Source organism: Methylococcus sp. EFPC2 (assembly GCF_016925495.1).
Classification (GTDB): Bacteria; Pseudomonadota; Gammaproteobacteria; order Methylococcales; family Methylococcaceae; genus EFPC2.
Genome location: NZ_CP070491.1, coordinates 3385301 through 3408411, shown reverse-complemented (window position 1 = coordinate 3408411; position 23111 = coordinate 3385301). Strand labels below are relative to the sequence as shown.

Annotated in this window: 11 protein-coding genes; 9 read left to right on the top strand and 2 right to left on the bottom strand. The window is 63.3% G+C overall.

Annotated features, from left to right (window positions below):
* Positions 1-278: 278 nt before the first annotated feature.
* The 9 genes from JWZ97_RS14645 (at position 279) to JWZ97_RS14605 (ending at position 15664) form a co-directional block, all read left to right on the top strand.
* A complete protein-coding gene (locus JWZ97_RS14645; protein WP_205430738.1) occupies positions 279-1694 on the top strand; it encodes an aryl-sulfate sulfotransferase in 1416 nt (471 codons plus the stop codon).
* A gap of 226 nt (positions 1695-1920) precedes the next feature.
* Positions 1921-2274: a hypothetical protein gene (locus JWZ97_RS14640; protein WP_205430736.1), complete on the top strand. Its 354-nt coding sequence runs from the start codon at positions 1921-1923 to the stop codon at positions 2272-2274.
* A gap of 90 nt (positions 2275-2364) precedes the next feature.
* Positions 2365-5019 (top strand): M1 family metallopeptidase, encoded by a 2655-nt coding sequence (locus JWZ97_RS14635; RefSeq protein ID WP_205430734.1) that lies wholly within the window; start codon positions 2365-2367, stop codon positions 5017-5019.
* A 276-nt stretch (positions 5020-5295) separates the two neighbouring features.
* Positions 5296-6840: an MBL fold metallo-hydrolase gene (locus JWZ97_RS14630; protein WP_205430732.1), complete on the top strand. Its 1545-nt coding sequence runs from the start codon at positions 5296-5298 to the stop codon at positions 6838-6840.
* Between the two features lie 201 nt (positions 6841-7041).
* Positions 7042-7524: a (2Fe-2S)-binding protein gene (locus JWZ97_RS14625; protein WP_205430730.1), complete on the top strand. Its 483-nt coding sequence runs from the start codon at positions 7042-7044 to the stop codon at positions 7522-7524.
* Positions 7521-9773 (top strand): molybdopterin cofactor-binding domain-containing protein, encoded by a 2253-nt coding sequence (locus tag JWZ97_RS14620; RefSeq protein ID WP_205430728.1) that lies wholly within the window; start codon positions 7521-7523, stop codon positions 9771-9773. The genes JWZ97_RS14625 and JWZ97_RS14620 overlap by 4 nt, the downstream gene beginning before the upstream one ends.
* 428 nt (positions 9774-10201) lie before the next feature.
* Positions 10202-13411: an efflux RND transporter permease subunit gene (locus tag JWZ97_RS14615; RefSeq protein WP_205430726.1), complete on the top strand. Its 3210-nt coding sequence runs from the start codon at positions 10202-10204 to the stop codon at positions 13409-13411.
* A gap of 106 nt (positions 13412-13517) precedes the next feature.
* Positions 13518-14738 carry an efflux RND transporter periplasmic adaptor subunit gene (locus JWZ97_RS14610; protein WP_205430724.1) on the top strand — a complete coding sequence of 407 codons (1221 nt, stop codon included), beginning with the start codon at positions 13518-13520 and terminating at the stop codon, positions 14736-14738.
* A gap of 155 nt (positions 14739-14893) precedes the next feature.
* Entirely contained in the window at positions 14894-15664 is a 771-nt protein-coding gene (locus JWZ97_RS14605) for a superoxide dismutase (protein WP_205430722.1), read from the top strand.
* A gap of 201 nt (positions 15665-15865) precedes the next feature.
* On the opposite strand, the gene JWZ97_RS14600 is transcribed toward JWZ97_RS14605, so the two are convergent.
* Together JWZ97_RS14600 and JWZ97_RS14595 are read right to left on the bottom strand one after the other, a co-directional pair.
* On the bottom strand, positions 15866-18847 hold the full coding sequence (locus tag JWZ97_RS14600) for a TonB-dependent receptor domain-containing protein (RefSeq protein ID WP_240342361.1): 2982 nt from the start codon (positions 18845-18847) through the stop codon (positions 15866-15868).
* Positions 18848-19516: 669 nt separating this feature from the next.
* Complete coding sequence (locus JWZ97_RS14595; RefSeq protein WP_240342360.1) at positions 19517-22483, bottom strand: TonB-dependent receptor; 2967 nt, start codon at positions 22481-22483, stop codon at positions 19517-19519.
* Positions 22484-23111: the final 628 nt, after the last annotated feature.

The window sequence follows — 23111 nt, the reverse complement described above, 5'->3', positions numbered from 1 at the left end:
TGTGTCCTCTGGAACGTAAAGGGATGACGGGGCCTCGGGCGCCGGGTTCCTTCTTTCGCTAAAATCGTTTCGACAAGATCTTCCCGGCTTGGTGCCATCGGCCGCCGAGTGTTGCCAGGGCAACCTCCAAGACGCAGATTGGTGCGATGGCAGCAGCGGGGCTGGGGCGAACGGGGGAAAACCCGTGCAATCCGATTGGGGCTGCGCGGCACGCATGCTGCATCGGGATGCGGGTTGTTTGATGCCGCCCCCATTCATCCCGCTGTTAAGAGTCGTCCATGACCCATAAAAATTCCGTTCCGTCTGCGCGTTTCCGTCACACAGCGCTATCGTTGCGTCCCCAGCAGATCGCGCTGGCCTTTGTTGCCACCACCCTGACCCTGCCGGCATTGGCCGGCCCCGGCGTGTTCCCCACCGGCACCACGCGCTACGATCCGGCCAAGGCCTATAACTCGTTCGTGTTGTTCACCTCTGGGGACAACATCGCCCATCTCATCGACCTCGACGGCAATTCGGTACACGAATGGAAAGACGCCGCCGGCCACAGCACCGCGATCGACCCCAAGCTCAACGGCGGCAAGCTGGGCCACGTGTTCGTGACGCTGGAAACGGGCGAGGGTAAGGGAACCGACCTCGTGCCGGGACAGGTCAACCGCCGCATCACCAAGACGGTGGGCGAGCTGGATTGGGAAGGCAAGACCGTCTGGTCTTTCGGTGAGAAGGCGCCGGGCGGCGCGGCGCAGCAACACCACGATTGGGCCCGTCTGCCCAACGGCAACACCGTGGTGCTGGCCAACCTGGTCCACCCGGTTAAAGGCTTCAAGCTGCCGCAATTGCTGGACGACGTGATTTACGAAGTGAACCCGGCGGGCGAGGTCGTCTGGCAGTGGAAAGGGGGAGATCATGTCAACGAATTCGGCTTCAAGCCGGACCAGCTCAAACTGCTGCGCGCCACCGAAGATCCCGATTATCTGCACGTCAACAACCTCAAGGTGGTCGGGCCGAACCGCTGGTTCGACGCCGGCGACAAGCGCTTCGATCCGGAGAACCTGATCTTCGACGCGCGCAACGCCAATTTCATCGCGATCATCGAGAAGAAGACCGGCAAGATCGTGTGGACCCTGGGCCCCAGTTTCCCCAAGACGCCCAGAGGCCCCGAGGGCCGTAAAGTGCCGCGTCCGGTCGATCAGATCGCCGGCCAGCACGACGCGCACATCATCCCGGACGGCCTGCCGGGCGCCGGCAATCTTCTGGTCTTCGACAACCAGGGGCAATCCGGCTATCCGCCGGTCGCGCTGCCCATTACCGGCGGTTCGCGGGTGCTGGAGATCGACCCCGTCAAGAAGGAAGTCGTCTGGCAATACACCGGTGAAAGTTCCGGCGGACCAGGCTGGTCGTTCCGCAGTACCCACATCAGCGCGGCGCGCCGCCTGCCCAACGGCAACACCTTCATCGACGAGGGTCAAAGCGGGCGTTTGTTTCAGGTGACGCCGGACGGCGAAATCGTGTGGGAATATGTGAACCCCTACTTCCGCACCGGCAAGGATCCGGTCACCGGCAAGCCGACCGCCAACAACCAGCTCTATCGCGGACAGCCCGTACCCTACGAATGGGCGCCGGCCGGCACACCCCGTGCCGAAAAGCCCGTGGTACCGCCGGATTTGAGCAAATTCCGCGTCAATTCGGCGCCTTGATGACGAGGGGGGAGCAGCCCTGAAGCCTGGACTCGCTGCTGTGTGCTCGTCTGCACGCCCAGTGGGTACTGGGAAGGGCTCCCACGAAGCCGGTTTAAGTTATGGTCCGATTGCCATGAAAGCCGCGAAGCGAACACTTTAATCTCCCTCTCCCTCTGAGAGAGGACGGGGTGAGAGAAACAGGTGATGGCGCGAGCGCCATAGCCGGTTAATCAAGGAGAGGGGTATGAACATCTCGGCTTTGTTAATCATCGGAACGATGGCATTGCTGGCAGGCGCAATTCTCTACCTTCCGTTTTTCATCGGGTTTCGGATAATTCACAAGAAAATGCCGCCGAAAATCACAATTACGCGCGCTGGACTAACCGTCTATGGAGCAGGAGTCGTTGTGCTGTTCACATGCTACGCGCAAAGTGTTCTCGCTCCGGATACGATCTTCGGTGATTTTGTAAGTACCCGCGACGGGAGGCTGGCGTTCGCTTTGTTCATAATGGCTTTTTGGGCTTTCGCCGCATCCGTACTGGGAAGATGCGGATATCCCCTGTACATCTACCGACCTCACAGTGGACCTAATTCATAACTGATGGGGCCTGCCGTCCGCACTAATTTGCACGTTTTGGACGAAGATATTGCTCCGCCCCCAAATCCGATCACCGTTTCGAGGTTTTCGATGCATCGCCATTTGCTTACCGCCACCGTCCTTGCCGTTCTCGCTCAGATGTTTCCCGCTGCCCATGCCGTGGCGGCGCCGCCGGCCGCGGATGAAGTCCCGACCCAGTTGCCGCGCAACGTGCGTCCCACCCATTACGACGTGGCGATCGTGCCGGATATTAAGGGCCTGAGCTTCACCGGCAAGGTGGCGATCGCCATCGAAGTGCTGGAGCCCAGCTCCCGCATCGTCCTCAACGCCGCGGATCTGGCTTTCGGTAAAGTCAGTTTGTCCAATGACTCCGACGGAACGGTGTTTGCGGCACCGGCCGTGCAGGCCGATGCGGCCGCACAGACGGCGACCTTCACGTTCGACCGGTCCATACCGCAAGGCCGGTATCGGCTGGACATCGACTATTCCGGCAAGATCGGTACCCAGGCCGCCGGCCTGTTCGCGCTCGACTACGACACTCCGGAAGGCGCCAGGCGCGCACTCTACACCCAGTTCGAAAGCTCCGACGCCCGTCGCCTGATTCCGTCTTGGGACGAGCCGGCGCACAAGGCGACCTTCCGGCTGGAGGTGACAGTGCCGGCCGGACTGACGGCGATCGGCAACACGCCGGTGGAAGAGACGTTCGCACTCGGCAAGGGTTTGGCCCGGGTACGCTTCGCCACCACGCCGCGCATGTCCACCTATTTGCTGTTCTTCGGTCTGGGCGAGTTCGATCGGGCCACGGCGCAGTCCGGCGCCACCGAAATCGGGGTGGTCACGCGCAAGGGCGGAGCGGCGCAGGCGGCATTCGCCCTGGAATCGTCCCGCGCGTTGTTGACGGAATACAACGACTATTTCGGCACGCCTTATCCCTTGTCCAAGCTGGACAACGTCGCGGCTCCCGGCCGCAGCCAGTTCTTCAGCGCGATGGAAAACTGGGGGGCGATTTTCACCTTCGAGCATTCCATTCTGCTCGACCCGACCATCTCCAACCAGGCCGACAAACAACAGGCTTTCTCCGTCGCCGCCCATGAGATGGCCCATCAGTGGTTCGGCGATCTGGTGACCATGGCCTGGTGGGACGATCTCTGGCTCAACGAAAGTTTCGCCTCCTGGATGGACAGCCGCACCACCGCGCACCTGCATCCCGAATGGCGCACCGAACTGCGCGCGGTCGGCGGGCGCGAGCGCGCCATGGAACTGGACGCCCTGGCCAGCACCCATCCCGTCGTGCAACCGGTGAAGGCGGTGGAAGAAATCGCCCAGGCCTTCGATGCCATCACCTACCAGAAGGGCGAAGCGGTCATCCGCATGCTGGAGGCTTATGTGGGCGCCGACGCCTGGCGCGAAGGCATCCGCCGCTATATGAAGGACCAGGCTTACCGCAACACGCAATCGGACGATCTTTGGCGCGCGCTGGAAACGGTCGCCGACAAGCCCATCGCGGCCATCGCCCGCGATTTCACCCTGCAGCCGGGTGCGCCGCTGATCGAGGTGGACGAGGCGGTTTGCCGCGGCGGCCGCAGTCACCTGAGTCTCAAACAGGGCGAATTCAGCAAGGACAGACCGGACAAGAAGCCTCTGGCCTGGCGCGTGCCGGTGATCGTCCGGTCGCTCGGCGATGCGGCGCCGGCGAGCACGCTGGTGACCGGAGGCAGGGCAGATATCACGGTGCCGGGCTGCGGCAGCCTCATCGTCAACGCGGGGCAGAGCGGCTATTACCGGACGCTGTACGCGCCGGGAGCGTTCGCCGGCATCGTGCGCAATTTCGCCGCCATCGCACCCATCGATCAGCTCGGCATCCTGTCCGATACCTGGGCGCTGGGTTTATCCGGGCGGCAATCCGCCGCGGATTTTCTCGACCTGGTCGAGGCCACCCCGGTCGATGCCGAGCCGCAGGTCTGGGGCAGGATCGCAGGCGTGTTTCGCAGCATCGACGAGTACTATCGGGGCGAACCGAGCCGCCAGGCCGCGTTTCGAGCCTATGCGGTCGCCCGGCTGAGGCCTGTCCTGGAACGGGTGGGCTGGGCTGTCCGGGAGAACGAGCCGGATCCGGTGGCCATCCTGCGCAATGAATTGATCGATACCCTGGGCTCGCTGCAGGCGCCGGAAGCCATCGCCGAAGCCCGCCGGCTTTATGCCGCCCAGAAAACCGAGGCGTCGGCCCTGCCCGCCGCGCTGCGCAAGACGGTTCTTGGCGTGGTCGCACGGCACGCCGACGGAGCGACGTGGGATGAATTGCACGCCGCGGCCACGGCGGAGAAGACCCCGCTCATCAAGGACCGGTTCTATGCCCTGCTGGGCGCGACCGAGGACGAAGGGCTGGCGCGGCGCGCCCTGGATCTGGCGCTGACGAACGAGCCGGGCGCGACCAACAGCGCCGCGATCATCCAGGCGGTCGCCCGTCTGCATCCCGATCTGGCTTTCGACTATGCGGTGGCTCATCGTGAAGCCGTCAACGAGAGGCTGGACGGACCCTCGCGCAACCGCTTCTTCCCGCGCATCGCCGAGGCTTCGGTCGACCCGGCGATGATAGGCAAGGTGAAGGCGTACGCGGAGGAGCATATCGCTCCGGGTGCCCGCCGCGCCGCCGACACGGCGGTCGCCAGCATTGCCTACCGCATCAAGGTGCGGCGGGAGCGTTTGGCTCTCCTGGATGGCTGGCTGGCGCGCAGTTCCCATTGAACGGCGGCTTTGCCGTCCACGCCGGCCATCGGTCTGCCCCGGTGCGTGCAGTACTGTTGCCAGGTCACCATGGTCTGCTCGAATTTCAGCAGCGACCCGGGCCGCGCCCGCCTTCCGGTTCGCGCCGCCGGGCGTCAGGTCATCTTCATCTGGCTGAAAGACAAGATCTTTTCAGCTCCCGGTCATGGCGTGTTTCTGGCGGTACGGATTTCGCATAAGCATGCCCGGTTCCAGTCATTCCCTTATATACAAATCTCATCACACCTCGGAGCTTACATGAGTAGATACAAGTACCCGGTTCTCGCTTTGGCAGTCGCGGCCATCCTCGGCGGCTGCGCGAGCACGGACAAGCACCCGGTGCACGCCGCCGCACACCAGCTGAAAGTCGGCGAAACCAAGTCCATCGAATTCTCCGGTACCGGCCGCTGGTTCCAGTTCGGCCAGGCGCCCAACCCGACTCTGGCATGGCCGCCGTTCGCGGTCAGCAGCTATACGGCGGATATCAATTACGATACGTCCAGCGCGCACGTTCAGATCGCCCGCAAGCAGATCGTCGAACCCGGCCGCAATCGTCCGACCCCGGTCGAGCAGAAGCCCGACCAGTACATCAGCGGAACGACCGCATGGAACGTGGCTCCGGCCCCCAACGCCGCACCGGGTTCGGCCGGCGTACCCTCGCTGCAGGCCGCCGCCGTGGAAGAGCGCGCCGCCGAAATCTGGTCCACCCCGCAAGGCTTTCTGAAGGCCGCCCGCGACAACCACGCGAGCTCGGAAGACAGCGAGAACGGCAGCGTCGTGTCCTTCACCGTGGGCGGAAAATACCGCTACGTGGGTACCATCAACGCCAAGAACGAGGTCGAGAGCATACAGACCTGGATAGACAATCCGGTGCTGGGCGACACGCTGGTCGAAACCAAGTTCTCCGATTACAAGGATTTCGGCGGCATCCAGTTCCCCGCCCACATCGTCAGGACCCAGGGAGGTCATCCGGTGCTGGATCTCAACGTTTCCGAGGTCAAGCTGAACCCGGCCGTGGACATCGTCGTGCCTTCCGAAATCGCCAATGCCAAGCCGCCCGCCGTGGTCGTGAAGAGCGAGAGGCTGGCTAACGGCGTCTACTACCTGACCGGCGGAACGCACCACAGCGTCGCCATCGAACAGAAGGACCACATCGTGCTGGTCGAGGCTCCGCTCAACGAGGACCGCTCCAACGCCGTGATAGCCAAGGCCAAGGAATTGATCCCCGGCAAGCCGATCAAGTTCCTGGTGAACACCCATGCGCACTTCGATCATTCCGGCGGCCTGCGTACCTTCGTGGACGAAGGCGCGACCATCGTGACCGAGCAGGCCAACAAGGACTACTACGAGAAGGTTTGGGCCAATCCGCACACGCTCAACCCGGACCGCCTCGAAGGCTCCAAGAAGACTCCGCAGTTCGCCGCCCATAACGGCAGGGTTGCGCTGTCGGACGGCGACCGCAAGATCGAGATCCATTCGATCGCCGGCAACAGCCACAACGACGCATTCGATCTGATCTATCTGCCTGCGGAAAAGATCCTGATCGAAGTCGATGCCTACACCCCGCCGGCTCCGGGCGCGGCGCTGCCGACCTCGGTGAATCCGTACTCGCAGAACCTGTACGAGAACATCCAGAAGCTGAAGCTGGATGTGGCCCAGATCGCACCGCTGCACGGACCGGGCGTGGTCAAGCTGAACGACTTGCGCGGCTACATCGGTCTGGCCAAGGTTGAGGAATCCGAGGCCAAGGGCAAGCCGGGCAAGGCCAAGGCGCACAAGCACAAAGCCGGCGCCCAGGGATAGCAGGCGCTCTAAGGAAAGGGCCGGTGCTGCGGGTTACCGCCGCCCCGGCCCGCTTGCGTTTAACGCGAGCATGGATGAATCAGGAACGTGGAATGGGGTTTGGGTCTGCGATCACGGAGCGGTCGCGGGGCAAAACCCCATCCCGCCATCACCAGCGTAGTCCCCGGCTCGGCCGGGATTCATTCGGAGTGCCCCCGCTTCATGAGCAAATACACACTCACCATCAACGGCGCGTCCAAAACCGTGGACGTCGCTTCCGACACTCCGCTGCTTTGGGTGCTGCGCGACAGCCTGGAACTCGTCGGCACCAAGTTTGGCTGCGGAGTCGGGCAATGCGGCGCCTGCACCGTGCATCTGGACGGCGTGCCCACCCGGGCCTGTCTGACGCCTATTTCCAGCGTCGGCAAGGCCAAGGTCACGACCATCGAAGGCCTGGACCCCAAGGGCGCGCATCCCCTGCAGCAAGCCTGGCAGGAGCTGGACGTGCCGCAGTGCGGCTATTGTCAGGCCGGCCAGATCATGACCGCCGCGGCCCTGCTCAAGGAAAAGCCACATCCCACCGACGAGGACATCGACCAGGCCCTGGCCGGCAATCTGTGCCGCTGCGCCACCTACATCCGCATCCGCGCCGGCATCCACCGTGCGGCCGAAATCGCCGGCAACAAGAAAGGGGCTAAAGCATGAGCGCGCAGATACTTGAAAATGTCGGCCGCCGCGCATTCCTGCGCCAGTCCGCGCTCACCGGTGGCGGGCTGGTGCTCGGCTTCTACCTGGGCGGCGCGGAAGGGGCCGAAGGCAAGGTCGCCAAGCCCTCGGCGGCGCCGGACGGCGCGGTGTTCAAGCCCAACGCATTCATCCGCATCGCGCCCAACGGCCAGGTGACGCTGATCTCCAAACAGCCGGAGATCGGCCAGGGCATCAAGACCTCGCTGCCGACGGTCATCGCCGAGGAACTGGAAGTCAACTGGAAGGACGTGGTCATCGTCCAGGGCGATCTCGATCCGGCCTACGGCAGCCAAAGTGCCGGGGGCTCGCGCTCGACGCCGACCAACTACGAGGAATTCCACAAGCTCGGCGCGACCGCCCGCACCCTGCTGATCGAAGCGGCCGCGCAGACCTGGAAAGTCCCGGCGTCCGAGCTCATCGCCCAGGACAGCGCGGTGCATCACCCGGCCAGCAAGCGCAAGCTGGGCTACGGCCAGCTCGTCGCCAAGGCCGCGACCCTGCCGCTTCCGCCGCCGGAGTCGGTGCGTCTCAAGGATCCCAAGGACTACAATCTGCTCGGTACGCGCATCGCCGGGGTGGACAATCCCAAGGTCGTCACAGGCCAGCCCTTGTTCGGCATCGACATCAAGCTGCCGGGCCAACTCTACGCGGTCTACGAGAAATCGCCGGCCTTCGGCGGCAAGGTGGTCAGTGCCAACCTGGACGAGATCAAGAAACTGCCCGGCGTGAAAGACGTCTTCGTGATCGAGGGCACGTCCGATCTGAAAGGCCTGCTGCCGGGCGTGGCCATCGTGGCCGACTCGACCTGGTCGGCGTTCAGCGCGCGCAAGCAGCTCAAGGTGGTGTGGGACGAAGGCAAGGTGGCCGAGCAAAGCTGGGCGGGATTCGCCGCGAAGGCCAAGGAGTTGTCGAGCAAGCCCGGCAGCGAGACCTTGCGCAAGGATGGCGACCTCGCCGCGGCTTTGAAAGGCGCCGCGAAGACCGTGGAAGCGGCCTACAGCTATCCCTTCATTTCCCACGCGAGCATAGAACCGCAAAACACCACCGCCTGGGTCAAGGACGGCGGCATCGAAATCTGGGCGCCCACGCAGAATCCCGAGGCCGGCCAGAAAATCGTCGCGGAAATCTTGGGCATCCCCAAGGACAAGATCGTCCTGCACATCACCCGCAGTGGCGGCGGCTTCGGCCGGCGGCTGATCCCGGATTACCTGATCGAGGCGGCGGCCATCGCCAAGCGGGTCAGTGGGCCGGTCAAGCTCACCTGGACGCGCGAGGACGACCTGCGCCACGACCAGTTCCGCGCCGGCGGCTTCCATTTCTTGCGCGGCGGCGTGGACGCCAAGGGCAAGCTCATCGCCTGGCACAACCATTTCGTGACCTTCGCCCACAACCTGATCCAGAACGGCAAGCCGGCGCTGGTGCCGGGTTCCGGGGCGAGTCTGTCCGGTGACGAATTCCCCGGCCGCTGGATCCCCAACCTGCTGCTGGAGCAGACGCCTTTGGAATGCGGCATCCCCATGGGGCCCTGGCGTGCGCCGGGCAGCAACGTGTTCGCCTGGGTGTTCCACAGTTTCATCGACGAACTGGCCCATGCGGCCGGGCGCGATCCGCTGGAATTCCGCCTGGAGATCCTGGGCGACAAGGACATCGTGCCCGGCACCGGCGAGCGCGGCGTGCCCTACGACGTCAGCCGCATGAAGCACGTGTTGCAGCATGTGGCGGAGCAGGCCGGCTGGGGCAAGAAGAAATTTCCCAAAGGCCAGGGCCAGGGCATCGCATTCCACTTCAGCCATCGCGGCTACATCGCCCAGGTCGCCGAAGTGACGGTGTCGAAAGACGGCAAGCTCAAGGTCGACCGCGTGGTGGTCTCCACCGACATCGGCGCGCAAATCGTCAACCTGAGCGGGGCGGAAAACCAGGTGCAGGGTTCGGTGATCGACGGCCTCAGCACCCTGCTTTACCCGGAACTGGACATCCAGAAAGGCCGCATCGTGCAGGGCAATTTCCATGAGTATCCGCTGATCCGCATCCCCGAGGCTCCGCCCAAGGTCGAGGTGCATTTCCTCAAGACCAATTATCCGGTGACCGGACTGGGCGAACCCGCCTTGCCGCCTTTGGCGCCGGCCGTGTGCAACGCCATCTTCGCCGCCACCGGCAAGCGCGTGCGTCAACTGCCTTTGTCGAAGACGGATTTGAGCTGGAGTTGAGCCAGAGTAGGCGATCGGTTATCCGCACCGGGAAGAAGCGGGACATTACCGGAACCCTCCCCCTTGCAGGGGGAGGGCAGGGTGGGGGTTGAGCCGTTTGCCCTATGGCGGGTGAGGCAAATTCGTTGGGATATAACCGATGCCGCACGCATGCTTGGGCAATGTTTTTGGAACCAGGAACTTGCTGGAACTGGACGCGGTCCTTGCGTCAGTTTGCCAAGTCCCGGCGGTACCACGACCTTCGGTTGTTTGGGCTCGCTCTCCCCTAACATTGCCGGGGATGACCGCAGAGAAGAGTGCCGCGGTGGGACATTACACGAGATGACGTCCCCAAGTACCACCCCCACCCTGCCCTCCCCCTGACAGGGGGAGGGTTTGTAGTTGCTTTCCCCGTCTCGTCGGGGCTATTTGTTCTTCGATCAAACTCAATGATAGGCATCGTCCGCGTCGCGCTTGCGCGACCTTATACTTTCATCGTCCTGGCCATCGCCATCCTCATCGTCGGGCCGCTGGCGGCCTGGCGGATGCCGACGGACATCTTCCCCAACATCAACGTGCCGGTGATCGTGGTGGCCTGGCAGTATACGGGCCTGTCGCCGGAGCAGATGGCCGGGCGCATCACCACGCCTTACGAGCGCGTGTTGACGACCGTGGTCAACGATATCGAGCACATCGAGGCGAATTCCTACAACGGGCTCGGCATCGTCAAGATTTTTTTCCATCCCAACGTCGACATCAGCGTCGCCAACGCGCAGGTGACGGCGGTTTCGCAGACCATGCTGCGCGCCTTCCCGCAGGGCGCCCAGCCGCCCTTCATCCTCAATTACAGCGCGGCGACCGTGCCCATCCTGCAACTGGCCTTGTCCGGCAAGGGCATGACCGAGCAGATGCTGGCCGACCTGGGCATGTTCGGCGTGCGGGCGCGGCTGACCTCGGTGGCCGGAGCGGCCATCCCCTGGCCCTTCGGCGGACGTTCGCGCCAGGTGCAGATCGACTTGAAGCCGGCGGAGTTGCAGGCGCGCGGCCTGTCCGGCCAGGACGTGGCCAACGCGCTGGCCGCGCAAAACCTGCTGACGCCGGCCGGCACGCAGAAGATCGGCCAGTTCGAATATTTCATTCAGCTCAACAATGCACCGTCCGACCTTAACGCCATCGCCGCCTTGCCGATCAAGACGGTCAAGGGGGCCATGGTCACCGTGCGCGATGTCGCCAACGTGCGCGACGGCGGCGCGGTGCAGACCAATGTCGTGCACGTGGACGGCGCGCGCTCGGCCTTGCTGAATGTGCTCAAGGCCGGCGCCACCTCGACGCTGGACATCATCGGCGGCGTCCGTTCCGCGGTACAGGCCATGAAGCCGTCGCTGCCGGAAGGCCTGGAGGTCAAGCCGCTGGGCGACCAGTCGCTGTTCGTGCGGGCGGCGGTCGACGGCGTGGTGAAGGAGGGCGTGGTCGCGGCCGCGTTGACCAGCCTGATGGTCTTGCTGTTTCTGGGCAATCTGCGCGCGACCTTCATCATTGCGACCTCCATCCCGCTGTCGGTGCTGGGCGCGATCGCCGCCCTGTCGGCACTGGGGGAGACGCTGAATCTGATGACCCTGGGCGGGCTGGCGCTGGCCGTGGGCATCCTGGTGGACGAGGCCACGGTCACCATCGAGAACATCAACTGGCATCTGGAGCAGGGCAAGCCGGTGGAACAGGCCATCCTGGACGGCGCGCAGCAGATCGTCGTGCCGGCCTTCGTGTCCTTGCTGTGCATCTGCATCGTGTTCGTGCCGATGTTCTTCCTGCAGGGCGTGGCCAAGTTTTTGTTCGTGCCCATGGCCGAGGCGGTGATGCTGGCCATGGCCTGTTCGTTCGTCCTCTCGCGCACCCTGGTGCCGACGCTGGCGAAATACCTGCTGAAGCCCCATACGCCGCATACCGACATCCACGGCAACGACCGGGCCCTGCCGCCCGGCCGCTATCCCTGGGTGCGCTTGCAGCGCCGCTTCGAGGCCGGTTTCGAGGGTTTCCGCGAAGGCTACCGCGGGCTGTTGGCCACCGCGCTGGGGCATCGCCGCGTCTTCGTTGCAGGCTACCTGGGCCTGGTTCTGGCGTCTTTCGGCCTGCTGCCGTTTCTCGGTCAAAACTTCTTCCCCTCGGTCGATGCCGGGCAGATCCAGATGCACATACGCGTTCCGGTGGGCACGCGGCTGGAAGAGACGGCCGCCCGCTTCGGCGAGATCCAGCAGGCCATCCGCGGTTTGATCCCGCCGAACGAACTGGGCGTGATGGTCGACAACATCGGCCTGCCCTTCTCGTCCATCAGCATGTCCTACAGCAACAACGGCCTGACCGGCACGCACGACGGCATCCTGCAGATATCCCTGCAACCTGGGCACAAGCCGACCGAGGATTACGTGCGGGCCATGCGCGAAGAATTGCCGCGGCGTTTTCCGGGTATCGCGTTCTCTTTCCTGCCCGCCGATATGGTCAGCCAGATCCTCAACTTCGGCGCGCCCGCGCCCATAGACCTGCAGGTGCGCGGCAACGATGCGGCCGGCAATTTCGCCTATGCGCACAAGCTGCTGAACCGCATCAAACACATCCCCGGCGTGGCGGACGCGCGCATCCAACAGGCGCGCAACAGCCCGGTATTCAATGTCGACGTGGACCGCTCGCGCGCCCGCTATGCCGGCGTGACCGAGCGCGACGTCGCCAACAGCCTGGTGGTGCAGCTCGCCGGTTCCGGCCAGGTCGCTCCGACCTATTGGCTCAATCCGCAGAACGGCGTGACCTATCCCATCGTGATGCAGACGCCGCAATACGAGTTGGACACGCTGGAAGGGCTGCAAAGCCTGCCCGTCACCTCGGACGACAGCACCCTGCCCCAGTTGTTGGGCGGCATCGCCGACATCAGGCGCGGCATGACCCAGTCGGTGGTCTCGCAATACGACATCCAGTCCCTGGCGCAGATCTACGCCAACGTGCAGGACCGCGACCTCGGCGGCGTGGCGCAAGACATACAGAAGGCCGTGGACGAGAGCGCGGGCGAGCTGCCCAAGGGCAGTTCCGTGGCCTTGTTGGGCCAGTTCAAGACCATGAACGGCGCCTACACCGGCCTGGCGTTCGGTCTGCTGGGCGCCATCGTGCTGATCTATCTGCTGATCGTGGTGAACTTCCAGTCCTGGAGCGATCCCTTCGTGATCATCACCGCCCTGCCGGCGGCCCTGGCCGGCATCGTCTGGATGCTGTTTGCCACCGGCACCACGCTCTCGGTGCCCGCCCTGATCGGCGCCATCATGTGCATGGGCGTGGCCACCGCCAACAGCGTGCTGGTCATCAGCTTCGCCCGCGAACGCCTGGACCAGCTCGGCGATGCCACGGCCGCCGCGCTGGAGGCCGGTTTCGTGCGCTGCCGGCCGGTACTGATGACGGCGCTGGCCATGATCATCGGCATGGTGCCGGTGGCCTTGGGCTGGGGCGAGGGCGGCGAGCAGAACGCGCCGCTGGGCAGGGCGGTGATCGGTGGCCTGGTCTTCGCCACCGTCAGCACCCTGCTGTTCGTGCCGGTCATCTTCAGCCTCGTTCATGCCCGCCGCGGCCGCATCGCCGGCACGCGCCCCCTTACCGGAGAGCTCCATGCCGCAAATTCCTGATACATCGCGATCCGCGCAGCCCTCGAACGAATTGAGCCCCTCTCCTTATGGGAGAGGGGTTGGGGTGAGGGGAGAAACGTTAACTGCTCGCGATTGCCGCGCTGGGATGATCAACGCATTTTCCCTCACCCTGCCCTCTCCCAGAGGGAGAGGGTTCAAATATCAAGACGGAAGGGCGCAGGTTTCGGTCGCATTGGTGTTGAGCGTTTTGGCCCTGACCGCCACCGCCGTCCTGACCGTCGCCCACGGTTTGACCAGCCGCAATGCCGAGAACGAGCGGTTGAAGGCGTGGACCGAGGCTCAGGCCATACCCACGGTGGCGGTGGTGAGTCCGGCCGCCGGCGGGAATGTCTCCGGGCTGGAGCTGCCGGGCCGGCTGGAGGCTCATGCCCAGGCGCCCATCTTCGCCCGCGTGAACGGTTATTTGAAACGCTGGACCTCCGATATCGGTACGCCGGTCAAGGCGGGGCAGTTGCTGGCGGAAATCGAGACGCCCGACCTCGACCAGCAATTGGCCCAGGCCAGGGCGGATCTCGCCACGGCGGAAGCCGACGCGGCGCTGGCCGTGACCACCGCCAAGCGCTGGCAGGCTCTGCTGGCGAGCAACACCGTGTCGCGACAGGATGTGGACGAGAAGACCGGCTTCGCCAGCGCCAAACAGGCGGCCTTGCAATCGGCGCGCGCCAATGTGGAACGTTATGCGGCCCTGAAGAATTTTGCCCGCCTGGTGGCCCCCTTCGACGGCGTGGTCACGACCCGCAACACCGATGTGGGCGCGCTGATCAACGCCGGAACCGGCGCAGGCCAGGAATTGTTCGTGGTGTCCGACGTGAAGCGTTTGCGGGTCTACGTCAGCGTGCCGCAAAGCTATGTGCCCCGGGTACCGCCCGGCACCCAGGCCAGCCTCAAGGTGCCGGAACATCCGGACCGCAGCTATACGGCGACCGTGAGCGCCGCCGCCGGAGCCGTGGATGCGGCCAGCGGTACCAGCCTGATGCAATTGATCGTGGACAACGCCGCCGGGCAACTGATGCCGGGCGCCTATGCCGGCGTTAAGCTGGACCTGCCCCGCAACGCGGCGTCTCTGACCATACCGGCCAGCGCCCTGATCTTCGACGCCAAGGGGGCCCAGGTCGCGGTGCTCGATGCCGGCAATCGCGTGGTGCTCAAGCCGGTCAGCATCGCCCGCGATCTCGGCAAGGTGATCGAGATCGGTGCAGGTCTGGCTGCCGAAGACCGGCTCATCGACAATCCGCCCGACGGCATCGCCAATGGCGACGAGGTGCGCATCGCGGCGAGTGCGCCGGGCAAGCCCAAGGCCGGCTAGAGCCGCGCGAGGAACACGATGCATCCTGCGCGTCCCCTGGGGTGCGCAATGCCACTGCGTTCGGTGGAGCCTGCGGTCGCAGGCCTCACCCAACAAGGCCGGTAGGACCGGCTTTTACTCAGCCCTTAAACCGCTGTCGCAAACTGGAGTTCACCATGAGTAACGACTACAACCGCCGCGAATTCATCTATGCCGCTTCCGTGGGGGCCACCTTGGCCGTCGTGTCGCCGCAGTCCCTGGCCGCGGGCAAGAAAGAGGTCGAGGCCGCGCCGGCCCTGCAATCGGCTTTCGCGACCCTCCACCAGCCCAAGCCCTTGCCTTTCGATCCGGCCAAGCTGGACGGCATCTCCGAGAAGCTGATCAAGTCGCACTGGGAGAACAACTACGGCGGGGCGGTGAAGGCGCTCAACGTGGTGAAGCAGAAGCTGGCGGAATTCCAGCAGGATCCCAATTTGCCGGCCTATATCTACAACGACCTCAAGCGCGAGCAATTGCTGCGCACCGGCTCCATCGTGCTGCACGACCTCTATTTCGGCAACCTGGGCGGGCACGACAAGCCCGATGCCCATATCAGCAAGGCCTTGACCGAGGCCTTCGGTTCCGTCGAAGCCTGGGAGAAGGAGTTCCGCCGCATCGGTGCCGGGCTGGGCGGGGGGTCCGGTTGGGTGGTGCTGGGCCTCAACCTGCACACCGGCTTGCTGGAAAATTACTGGCAATGGGACCACCAGCACGCCCCCAGCGCCACCCTGCCCATCCTGGTGCTGGATGTTTACGAGCACGCCTACCAGATCGACTACGCGGCCGCGACGGCGTCCTACATCGACGCCTATTTCCGCAACATCAATTGGGAAGTGGCCTCGGAACGCCTGGAAAGAGCCCGCCGGGCGCACGCACAGTGGTCCGCGGACGCCGGTAAAAGCGCCTAGGCTTATGCCTATTCAAGGATGACGGTCAAGGGCAGGACGCCCGCTGCCGCAATGCCTTCGCAAGCAATGCGCGCGTGCTTCCCGCGAGTGGATTGAGACGCTGGCGGGCTGACCGCCGGTGAGAAAGTCGTGTGCCGCCCTGAAGGGCGGCACGATCGACCGAGGGAAAATGTCGCGTCCTTGCGAGTAGGGAGCTTCCTTTTAAAGCTTGCCGCTGACCTGTATGCCGAACCAGCGCGGGTAGGGATCCGGTCCGTAGGAGTTCCAGCCGATTTCGTGCCGGCTGTCGTTGAACACGTTTTTGCCGATCAGGCTCAAATCCCAAACCTTGTCCTTGCTGCCTATGCCCAGTGAAACGTCGGTGCGCGCGCGGTCCTGGATATAGCCGTAATACGACAGGTTGTCGGCGTTGTTGAACTTGCTCTGGAAGGTGGTGTTGAAGCTGGTATGCGCCAGGAGGTTGTCGAACACCGGCTTGGTGTATTCCGCCCCGACTACGAACTGCCATTTCGACGCACCGGGCAGAAGCTTGCCGCTCTGGTCGATGAAGGGGATGCTGGTGGGCAGATAGCCCAGTTCTTCCGGCTTGGGCGCGTTCTTGTAGTCGATGTACTTGGCGACGTTGTAGGCGCCGTTCAGGCGTACCGACAGATTGGGGATGGTGTTGATCACGCCGTCGAACTCGATGCCGTGGGCGCGCACCTTTTTCACGTTACCCTGGGCGGCCACGTAGGCGGTTTCGCCCGAGCCGCCCGGAGCCAGGTTGACCGCGGTCTGGAATTCGTCGACCACCTGCACGGCCTGCTGGTAGTTGTGGATGTCCATGACGAAAGCGTCGACGTTGAGGATCACCGTCTTGTCCAGCCAGAACGACTTCAGGCCCAGTTCCAGGGCATGGGTGTTCTCCGGCTCGACCCGTTGGTTGATGCCGTTGGTTTGGATCACCGAACCGGATTTTTCGCCGTATTGCCAGGACAGATAGCTGGTCAGATCTTCGTTGATCTTGTAACTGGGTGTCAGTTGCGCGGTGAACAGCAGGTCGCTGTAATCGCCCTTGACCTTGTCGTTCAGGCGGCCGATCTGGCTGGCGCGCAGCGTCTTGGCCGTGCCCACCATGCGCGCCTGCGCGTCAGTCAGTTGGCCGTAGGCCTGGCCGGGAGTTCCGGTGATGGCTTTCCCAAAATACCGGTTGGCCAACTGGTCGGCTAGGTTCAACTGAGCGACGGAGTTGCTACCCGTCAATTTGCCGTAATTCCTGTTGCTCGCCGCGGCATTGGTATCCGTGTTGAACCCGCCGAGCCCGATTCCTCTCACCGACACCGGATTGAATGCGCCCCCCACGCCATTTTCGGCGAGGAATCGCGTGTTGTAGGTGGTGCGGTCTTCCAGGGTGGCGCGCAGGCCGGCCGTGACTGTGAACTGATCGGTGAAATGGAAGTCGGATTCGCCGAAGACAGCGCCGGATTCGGTCTCGACGCGCGTGGTTTCCTTGGTTCTGGCGTCCTGCAGCACGTCTTTGAGTATGGCCAGGCCCGACGGGCGATTGCTCAGGAGGGTCGGGTTATACAGCGTGTTGTACTGGGTGTTATTGGCGAACCAGGCGCCGGCATCGGAACCCCAGCCGGTCTTGCCGATGATGTCGTCCTTGGTGTGCAGGCCTATGATGCCGGCCTTATAGTCGAGGAATCCGCCCGGCTTGTTCTTGATCTTGAACTCCTGGGTCCACTGCCGGTAGAACACGCCGCCGCCGCCGTCCACGCTGATGTCGAAGGGCGTGCCTTCGTCGTTATGCGCGTCGAACGTGTATTCGCGTACGCCGGTGCCGGAGCTGACGACGTGATCGCCGAGATCCCAGTCCACCTGGAGGGACGCGCCCTGATTGGATACCGTCTGGCCCTGGTTTTCGTTGAACCATACGGTTTGCCGCCGCTCGCCGCCGATGTAGTCGTTATAGGTGAATCCGCGGTTCTGGAAGTAAGCACGGGGCCCGAAGCTGGCGCCGGTATTGGTGGTGAAACCGTTCAGTTTGGCCTGCGCCCCGGTGCCTGCATTGTCGGTCACCGTGCCGTTGGCGTAGCGCAGCGGCTGGTTGTGATAGAAGGTCAGGCCGTTTTGCAGCTGCGGCTGGCGCGGCTCGAAATCGGCGGTGAATTTCGCGGTCAGGTCGGCGGTCGGGGTGAACAACAAGGACACGCGTCCGCTCAGGCGGTCGCGGTTGTAAAGGCTGAAGTTATTGTCGTATTCCTGCTCGTAGAAACCGCGTCCCTTGTCCACGATGAATGCGCCGCGCCAGGCCAGCAGATCCTTGATGACGGTGCCGCCCAGGGCGCCTTGCAGGATGAGGGCTTCGCGCTGTCCGTAAGTGGCGGACAATTCGGCCGTGGGGCTGAAGGTCGGGGCCTTGGAGGTCACGTTGACCTTGCCCGAGCTCGCTGACAGACCGCCCTCGGTGCCGCGCGGGCCGCGGGTGACTTCCACGTTGTCGATGTCGTAGAAGCTGAAGTTGGCGAGCTGGGTGAGCGCGTAGGGTACGCCGTCCACCGTGACGCCTACCGAGGGGTCCTGGGTTTCGGTGAAGCTGCGCTTGCCCAGACCGCGTATGGAGAGCGACGCTCCGCGGGTGTTGTTCTGGTTGAAGGAAACGTTGGATGCGCGGCGGGTGATGGAGCCCAGGTCCAGGGACAGTTCGCGCGCCAGTTCCTGGCCCGAGACCACCGAGACCGACTGCTTCACGTCGTGAAGCTTGGCCAGTTTGGGGCGGGCGCGGGCGACCACTTCGCCCAAGGCCTTGGGGCTGTCGGATGCGTCAGCCGTCTGTTCGGGAGGCGGCTCGGATACCGCGGCCTCTTCCGAAGGAGCCGCCGATTCGGCTTGTGCGGTCGCGGGCTGGGGCGCCCCGGCATTTTTCCTCAACTGCTCGTTTTCTTTGGCCAGACGTTCCAGTTGGGCCTTCAGGCGATCGATCTCCGCTTGCTGATCCGTGCTCTGGCTGCTGGCCTCCAAGGCCGCTTTCCTGGCCTTGGTTTTGGGCGCCGCCATGCCTTCCGCGGGCGCGAGCAGGGTCATCCCGGTAATGAGCGCCACCGCGCCCGTGAGTGTATTGCGCTGCCGGTCCGATGCGGCCGAAGGCTGCGCCAAGTCACGGCGGGACCGTGCCTTGCGTCTGGATGCCGAAAGTTTCATGTAGTTCCTCTTAGTGAGTGTCGATGACGAATTTCTTGGCCCCAATGCGGTCCGTGGCCGTAGTTTTGATCCCACCGTTCCGCGGCGACGTCCGTACCCCTCGTCCGGCGTCGGCGTAAATATGCGGAGCGGCTTATATGCCCTGTGCGCTGGTCGCGACCCGATTTTGCGCCGTGCATGGAATAAACAGTCCCCGATTCGTGAGCGTAAGAGCAAATACTATGCCGCGCTTTCGGACTGGCGTGCGCACTGCCGATGAAAGCGGGTCGTGCCGTTAAGGAGCGCCCGGCTCGCTGGTTTGGACGGCGTTCGCTCGCGGTGAGAGAGGCCTCGTCGCCCCGGCGGCGAACGCCGGTTCGACTGTGGGGATCAGGCCTGGCTACGGCTGGGGAAGAGGCCTGAGTCCTTGCGCGGCTAGCCCTCGCGAAGAGCGTTGCTGCGGGAAATCCGGGTCCCCGGAATAGGTGGATTGCTGTTGGTCGCGAGGCATCATGCTGATGCGGTGTTGGCGTGGAGTCAGGAAATCACCTCCCGGCATTGCGCCCTTGGAGGTACTTTGCATGGATTTGGTGTCCCGCGAGCGGGCTCTTGCGTGATGGATATCCCGCCTTACGGCAGGCTCGGCTTGGCGTTCCGCTCGAGCCTGTCGAAGGGCTGTATCCTAAGGTCTTAGAGCTTGCCGCTCAGCTGTATGCCGAACCAGCGCGGATAGGGATCCGGATCGTAGGAGACCCAGCCGACTTCATGCCGGCGGTCGTTGAAGATGTTCTTGCCGATCAGGCTCAAATCCCACACCTTGTCCTTGCTGCCGATGCCGATGGAGGCGTCGGTGCGCGCCCGGTCGTCTATCCAGCTGTAGTCCGACAAGGTGTCGGAGCTGTTGAACTTGCTCTGGAAGGTGGTATTGAAGCTGGTGTGGGCGATGAAATTGTCGAACACCGGCCGGGCGTATTCCGCCCCCACCACGAACTGCCATTTCGACGCGCCGGTCAGCAGCTTGCCGCTCTGATCGATGTAGGGGGCCGGAAGATAGGCCAGCTCGTCCGGCTTGCCCGCATTCTTGTAGTCGATGTATTGGGCGATGTTGTACGCGCCGTTCAAACGGACCGACAGGTAGGGGATGGTGTTGATGACGCTGTCGAACTCGACACCGTGCACCTGCACTTTTTTGACGTTACCGATGGAGCTGGTGTAGGCGATGGGGTTGGCCTGGTTGTTGGCGACGTTAATCGCCGTTTCATAGGTATCCACCACCTGTACCGATTGCTGGTAGTTCTGTATGTCCATGAAGTAGGCGTCGATGTTGAAAATCACCGACTTGTCTAGCCAGAAGGACTTCAGCCCCAACTCCACCGCGTGGGTGTTTTCCGGATCGACGCGTTGCGTGACCCCGTTCACGGCGACGATGGAGCCGGTCTTTTCGCCGTATTGCCAGGAAAAATAGCCGGTCAGATCTTCGTTGAACTTGTAGCTGGGCGTCAGTTGGGCGGTGACCAGCAGATCGCTGTAGTCCTGGGCGACTTTCTCGTTCAGGCGCCCGATTCGTTGGCTACGCAGCGTCTTGGCCGCAGCCACCATGTTTTTCTGATCCCTGGACAAATTGTTGTAGGTGTCGCCCGGCGCACCCTGGATGGTCTTGCCGAAATAGCGGTTGGCCACCTGGTCGGCCAGATTCCGTTGCTCGACGGTGTTACCCCCATTCAGATTGCCGTTGGACGCGGAGTCGAAGCCGCCGAGCTGCACGTCGCGGATTGCGACGGGGTTAAGGGCGGCGCCCGCTCCGTTGTTGGTGACGATTTTTCGATTCGATGTCGTGCGGTCCTGCAGGGTGAAGCGCAAGCCGGCGGTGACCGTGAATGCGTCGGTGAAATGCAGGTCGGATTCGCCGAACAGCGAGCCGGCTTCGTTTTCTATGCGCGTCCATTCCTTGGTGCTGACGTCCTGCAGGCTGTCCTTGAGCAGGGCCAGGCCCGAGCCGCGATTGCCGTTGGCGTTGCGGTCCAGGGTGTTGTACTGGTTGTTGGTCGCCAGCCAGGCGCCGGCATCCGCGCCCCAGCCGGCCTTGGACATCATGTCGTTCTTGGTGTGGATGCCGAAGATTCCGGCCCGGTAGTCGATGAAGCCGCCGGGTTTGTTGCGGATCTTGAGTTCCTCGGTCCATTGCCGGTAGTAGTTGCCGCCGCCGTTGTCGTGCTGGACATCGAACGGTGTGCCTTCGTCGTTGTGCGCGTCGAAGCTGTATTCGCGTATGGCGGTGTTCGAACTGAGGACCTGGTCGCCGATGTCCCAGTCGATCTGTAGCGAAGCGCCCTGGTTGGAGACCGTTTGGCCCACGTTCGAGTCGAACCAGACGGTTTGCCGCTTCTCGCCGCCGATGTAGTCGGCCCAGGTGAACCCCCGATTCTGGAAATAGGGGCGTGGACCTATGAACTGGCCGTTGTTGTTGGTGAATCCGAACAGACGGGCCTTGGCCTGCGTGCCGTTGGGATCCACCAGGCTGCCGTTGGCGAAACGGAAGGGCACGTCGTGGTAGAAAGTCAGGCCGTTCTGCAACTGCGGCTGCCTGGGCTCGAAATCGGCGCTGAATTTCGCCGTCAGATCGGCCGTGGGGGTGAACAGGAGTTGAACGCGCCCGCTCAGGCGGTCGCGATTGTAGAGACTGTAGTTCTTGTCGTATTCCTGCTCATAGAAGCCACGCCCCTTGTCCACGATGAAGGCGCCGCGCCAGGCCAACAAGTCGTTGATCACCGCGCCGCCCAGGGCGCCTTTCAATATGATGGCCTCGCGCTGCCCATAGGTGGCGGACAGTTCCGCCGTGGGACTGAAGGTGGGCGCCTTGGAGGTCACGATCACCTTGCCGGAGCTCGATGCCAGACCGCCTTCGGTGCCGCGCGGGCCGCGGGTGACTTCCACGTTGTCGACATCGTAAAAGCTGAAATTGGCCAACTGGGTGAGCCCGTAATGGACGCCGTCCACCGTGACGCCCACGCTGGGATCCTGGGTTTCCCAGTTGTTCTGCCGCTTGCCGACGCCGCGTATGGAAAGCGAGCCGCTGCGCGTGTTGGCCTGATTAAACTGCACGTTGGAGGCGCGCCGGGTGATGGCGCCCAGGTCCAGGGCCAGTTCGCGGTCTAGTTCCTGTCCCGAGACGACCGACACCGACTGATGCACGTCGTGCAATTTGGCCAGTTTGGGGCGGGCGCGGGCCACCACTTCGCCCAGGGCCTTGGCGCCGTCACCCGTATCGTCCGGCTCGGCGGCCGCGGTGGCGGGTTCGGCCGTGACCGTCTCGGCCGACGGACCCGATTGCGCGGACGCCGGGGCAGCGGGTGCCGGGCTTGCCGTCGCATGCTGCCTCAACTGGGCATTCTCTTGCGTCAGTTTTTCCACCTGCCGTTTCAGCAACTCGATTTCCGCCTGTGGGTCCGTGTTCGGATCGGCGGCGGCGGGCGTTTTGGACGGGGTCGCCCGTTTCTCCTTCGCGGCGGCGACCGCGCTTTCGGGGGCGAGCAGGGTCATGCCGGCGATCAGGGCTATCGCGCCTGTCGCCACCACAGCTTGTCGATCCGGTCCTATCGCGCGTTTTTCCTCGCTGGGGTAAGCCTGTGTGTTGCGTCCAAATGGCAAAAGTTTCATGCATTTCCTCATTAGATGTTCCGTGGCCGAGCGCAAAATCCGGTTTTGTCCGTTGCGAAAGCATGGGGTGCGGGTATCCCGATGCTATTAAGGCTGTGGCAGAAAACTAATTCCGTAAGTCGCCGGGGCTGTACGTAGTGGGTTTATCGCCGCCGGCGATGCGCAAGGGCTGCGTACCCCGTCGCCGGATTTGGAATGTCGTTTCCTGCCAAATCCAGGGCGCAGACGCAAACTCTGTGCCGAGTATTTCGATGCCCCGATGGATATGGGATAGAGAGGTGGGCAAGCCTTAATCCGGAGAATTTAAATCTGGCTACCTATTCCCCGGATCGAAAGAGTTTTCCGGTATTCCGGCAAGGAAGGCCAGGGCAATGAGGCTGGTTCGCAAACTCCGGAGATAAGAATTTATCGATACCCTATTTTCGAATGAGGCGGTTTTAAGTACGCGAGCATGCTGGTTTTTGGGCATTCTGCTGGCCGGCTGTTTATTCAGGCGCAATCCTGCCGGCCGGGGCGGGAGGCGGGTGTATTAATACCTGCTCGGGGTGTGAGAATTATGCGGGAGGGTTTCGATTTTATGGGGAGGCCGATTAGATGATTTAGGGTTTGGATTTGGACTACCCGGTGG

Excerpts from the sequence above, each read along its gene's own strand:
- JWZ97_RS14645 (WP_205430738.1), top strand. The coding sequence starts at position 279 with ATGACCCATAAAAATTCCGTTCCGTCTGCGCGTTTCCGTCACACAGCG.
- JWZ97_RS14640 (WP_205430736.1), top strand. The coding sequence starts at position 1,921 with ATGAACATCTCGGCTTTGTTAATCATCGGAACGATGGCATTGCTGGCA.
- JWZ97_RS14635 (WP_205430734.1), top strand. The coding sequence starts at position 2,365 with ATGCATCGCCATTTGCTTACCGCCACCGTCCTTGCCGTTCTCGCTCAG.
- JWZ97_RS14630 (WP_205430732.1), top strand. The coding sequence starts at position 5,296 with ATGAGTAGATACAAGTACCCGGTTCTCGCTTTGGCAGTCGCGGCCATC.
- JWZ97_RS14625 (WP_205430730.1), top strand. The coding sequence starts at position 7,042 with ATGAGCAAATACACACTCACCATCAACGGCGCGTCCAAAACCGTGGAC.
- JWZ97_RS14620 (WP_205430728.1), top strand. The coding sequence starts at position 7,521 with ATGAGCGCGCAGATACTTGAAAATGTCGGCCGCCGCGCATTCCTGCGC.
- JWZ97_RS14615 (WP_205430726.1), top strand. The coding sequence starts at position 10,202 with ATGATAGGCATCGTCCGCGTCGCGCTTGCGCGACCTTATACTTTCATC.
- JWZ97_RS14610 (WP_205430724.1), top strand. The coding sequence starts at position 13,518 with ATGATCAACGCATTTTCCCTCACCCTGCCCTCTCCCAGAGGGAGAGGG.
- JWZ97_RS14605 (WP_205430722.1), top strand. The coding sequence starts at position 14,894 with ATGAGTAACGACTACAACCGCCGCGAATTCATCTATGCCGCTTCCGTG.
- JWZ97_RS14600 (WP_240342361.1), bottom strand. The coding sequence starts at position 18,847 with ATGAAACTTTCGGCATCCAGACGCAAGGCACGGTCCCGCCGTGACTTG.
- JWZ97_RS14595 (WP_240342360.1), bottom strand. The coding sequence starts at position 22,483 with ATGAAACTTTTGCCATTTGGACGCAACACACAGGCTTACCCCAGCGAG.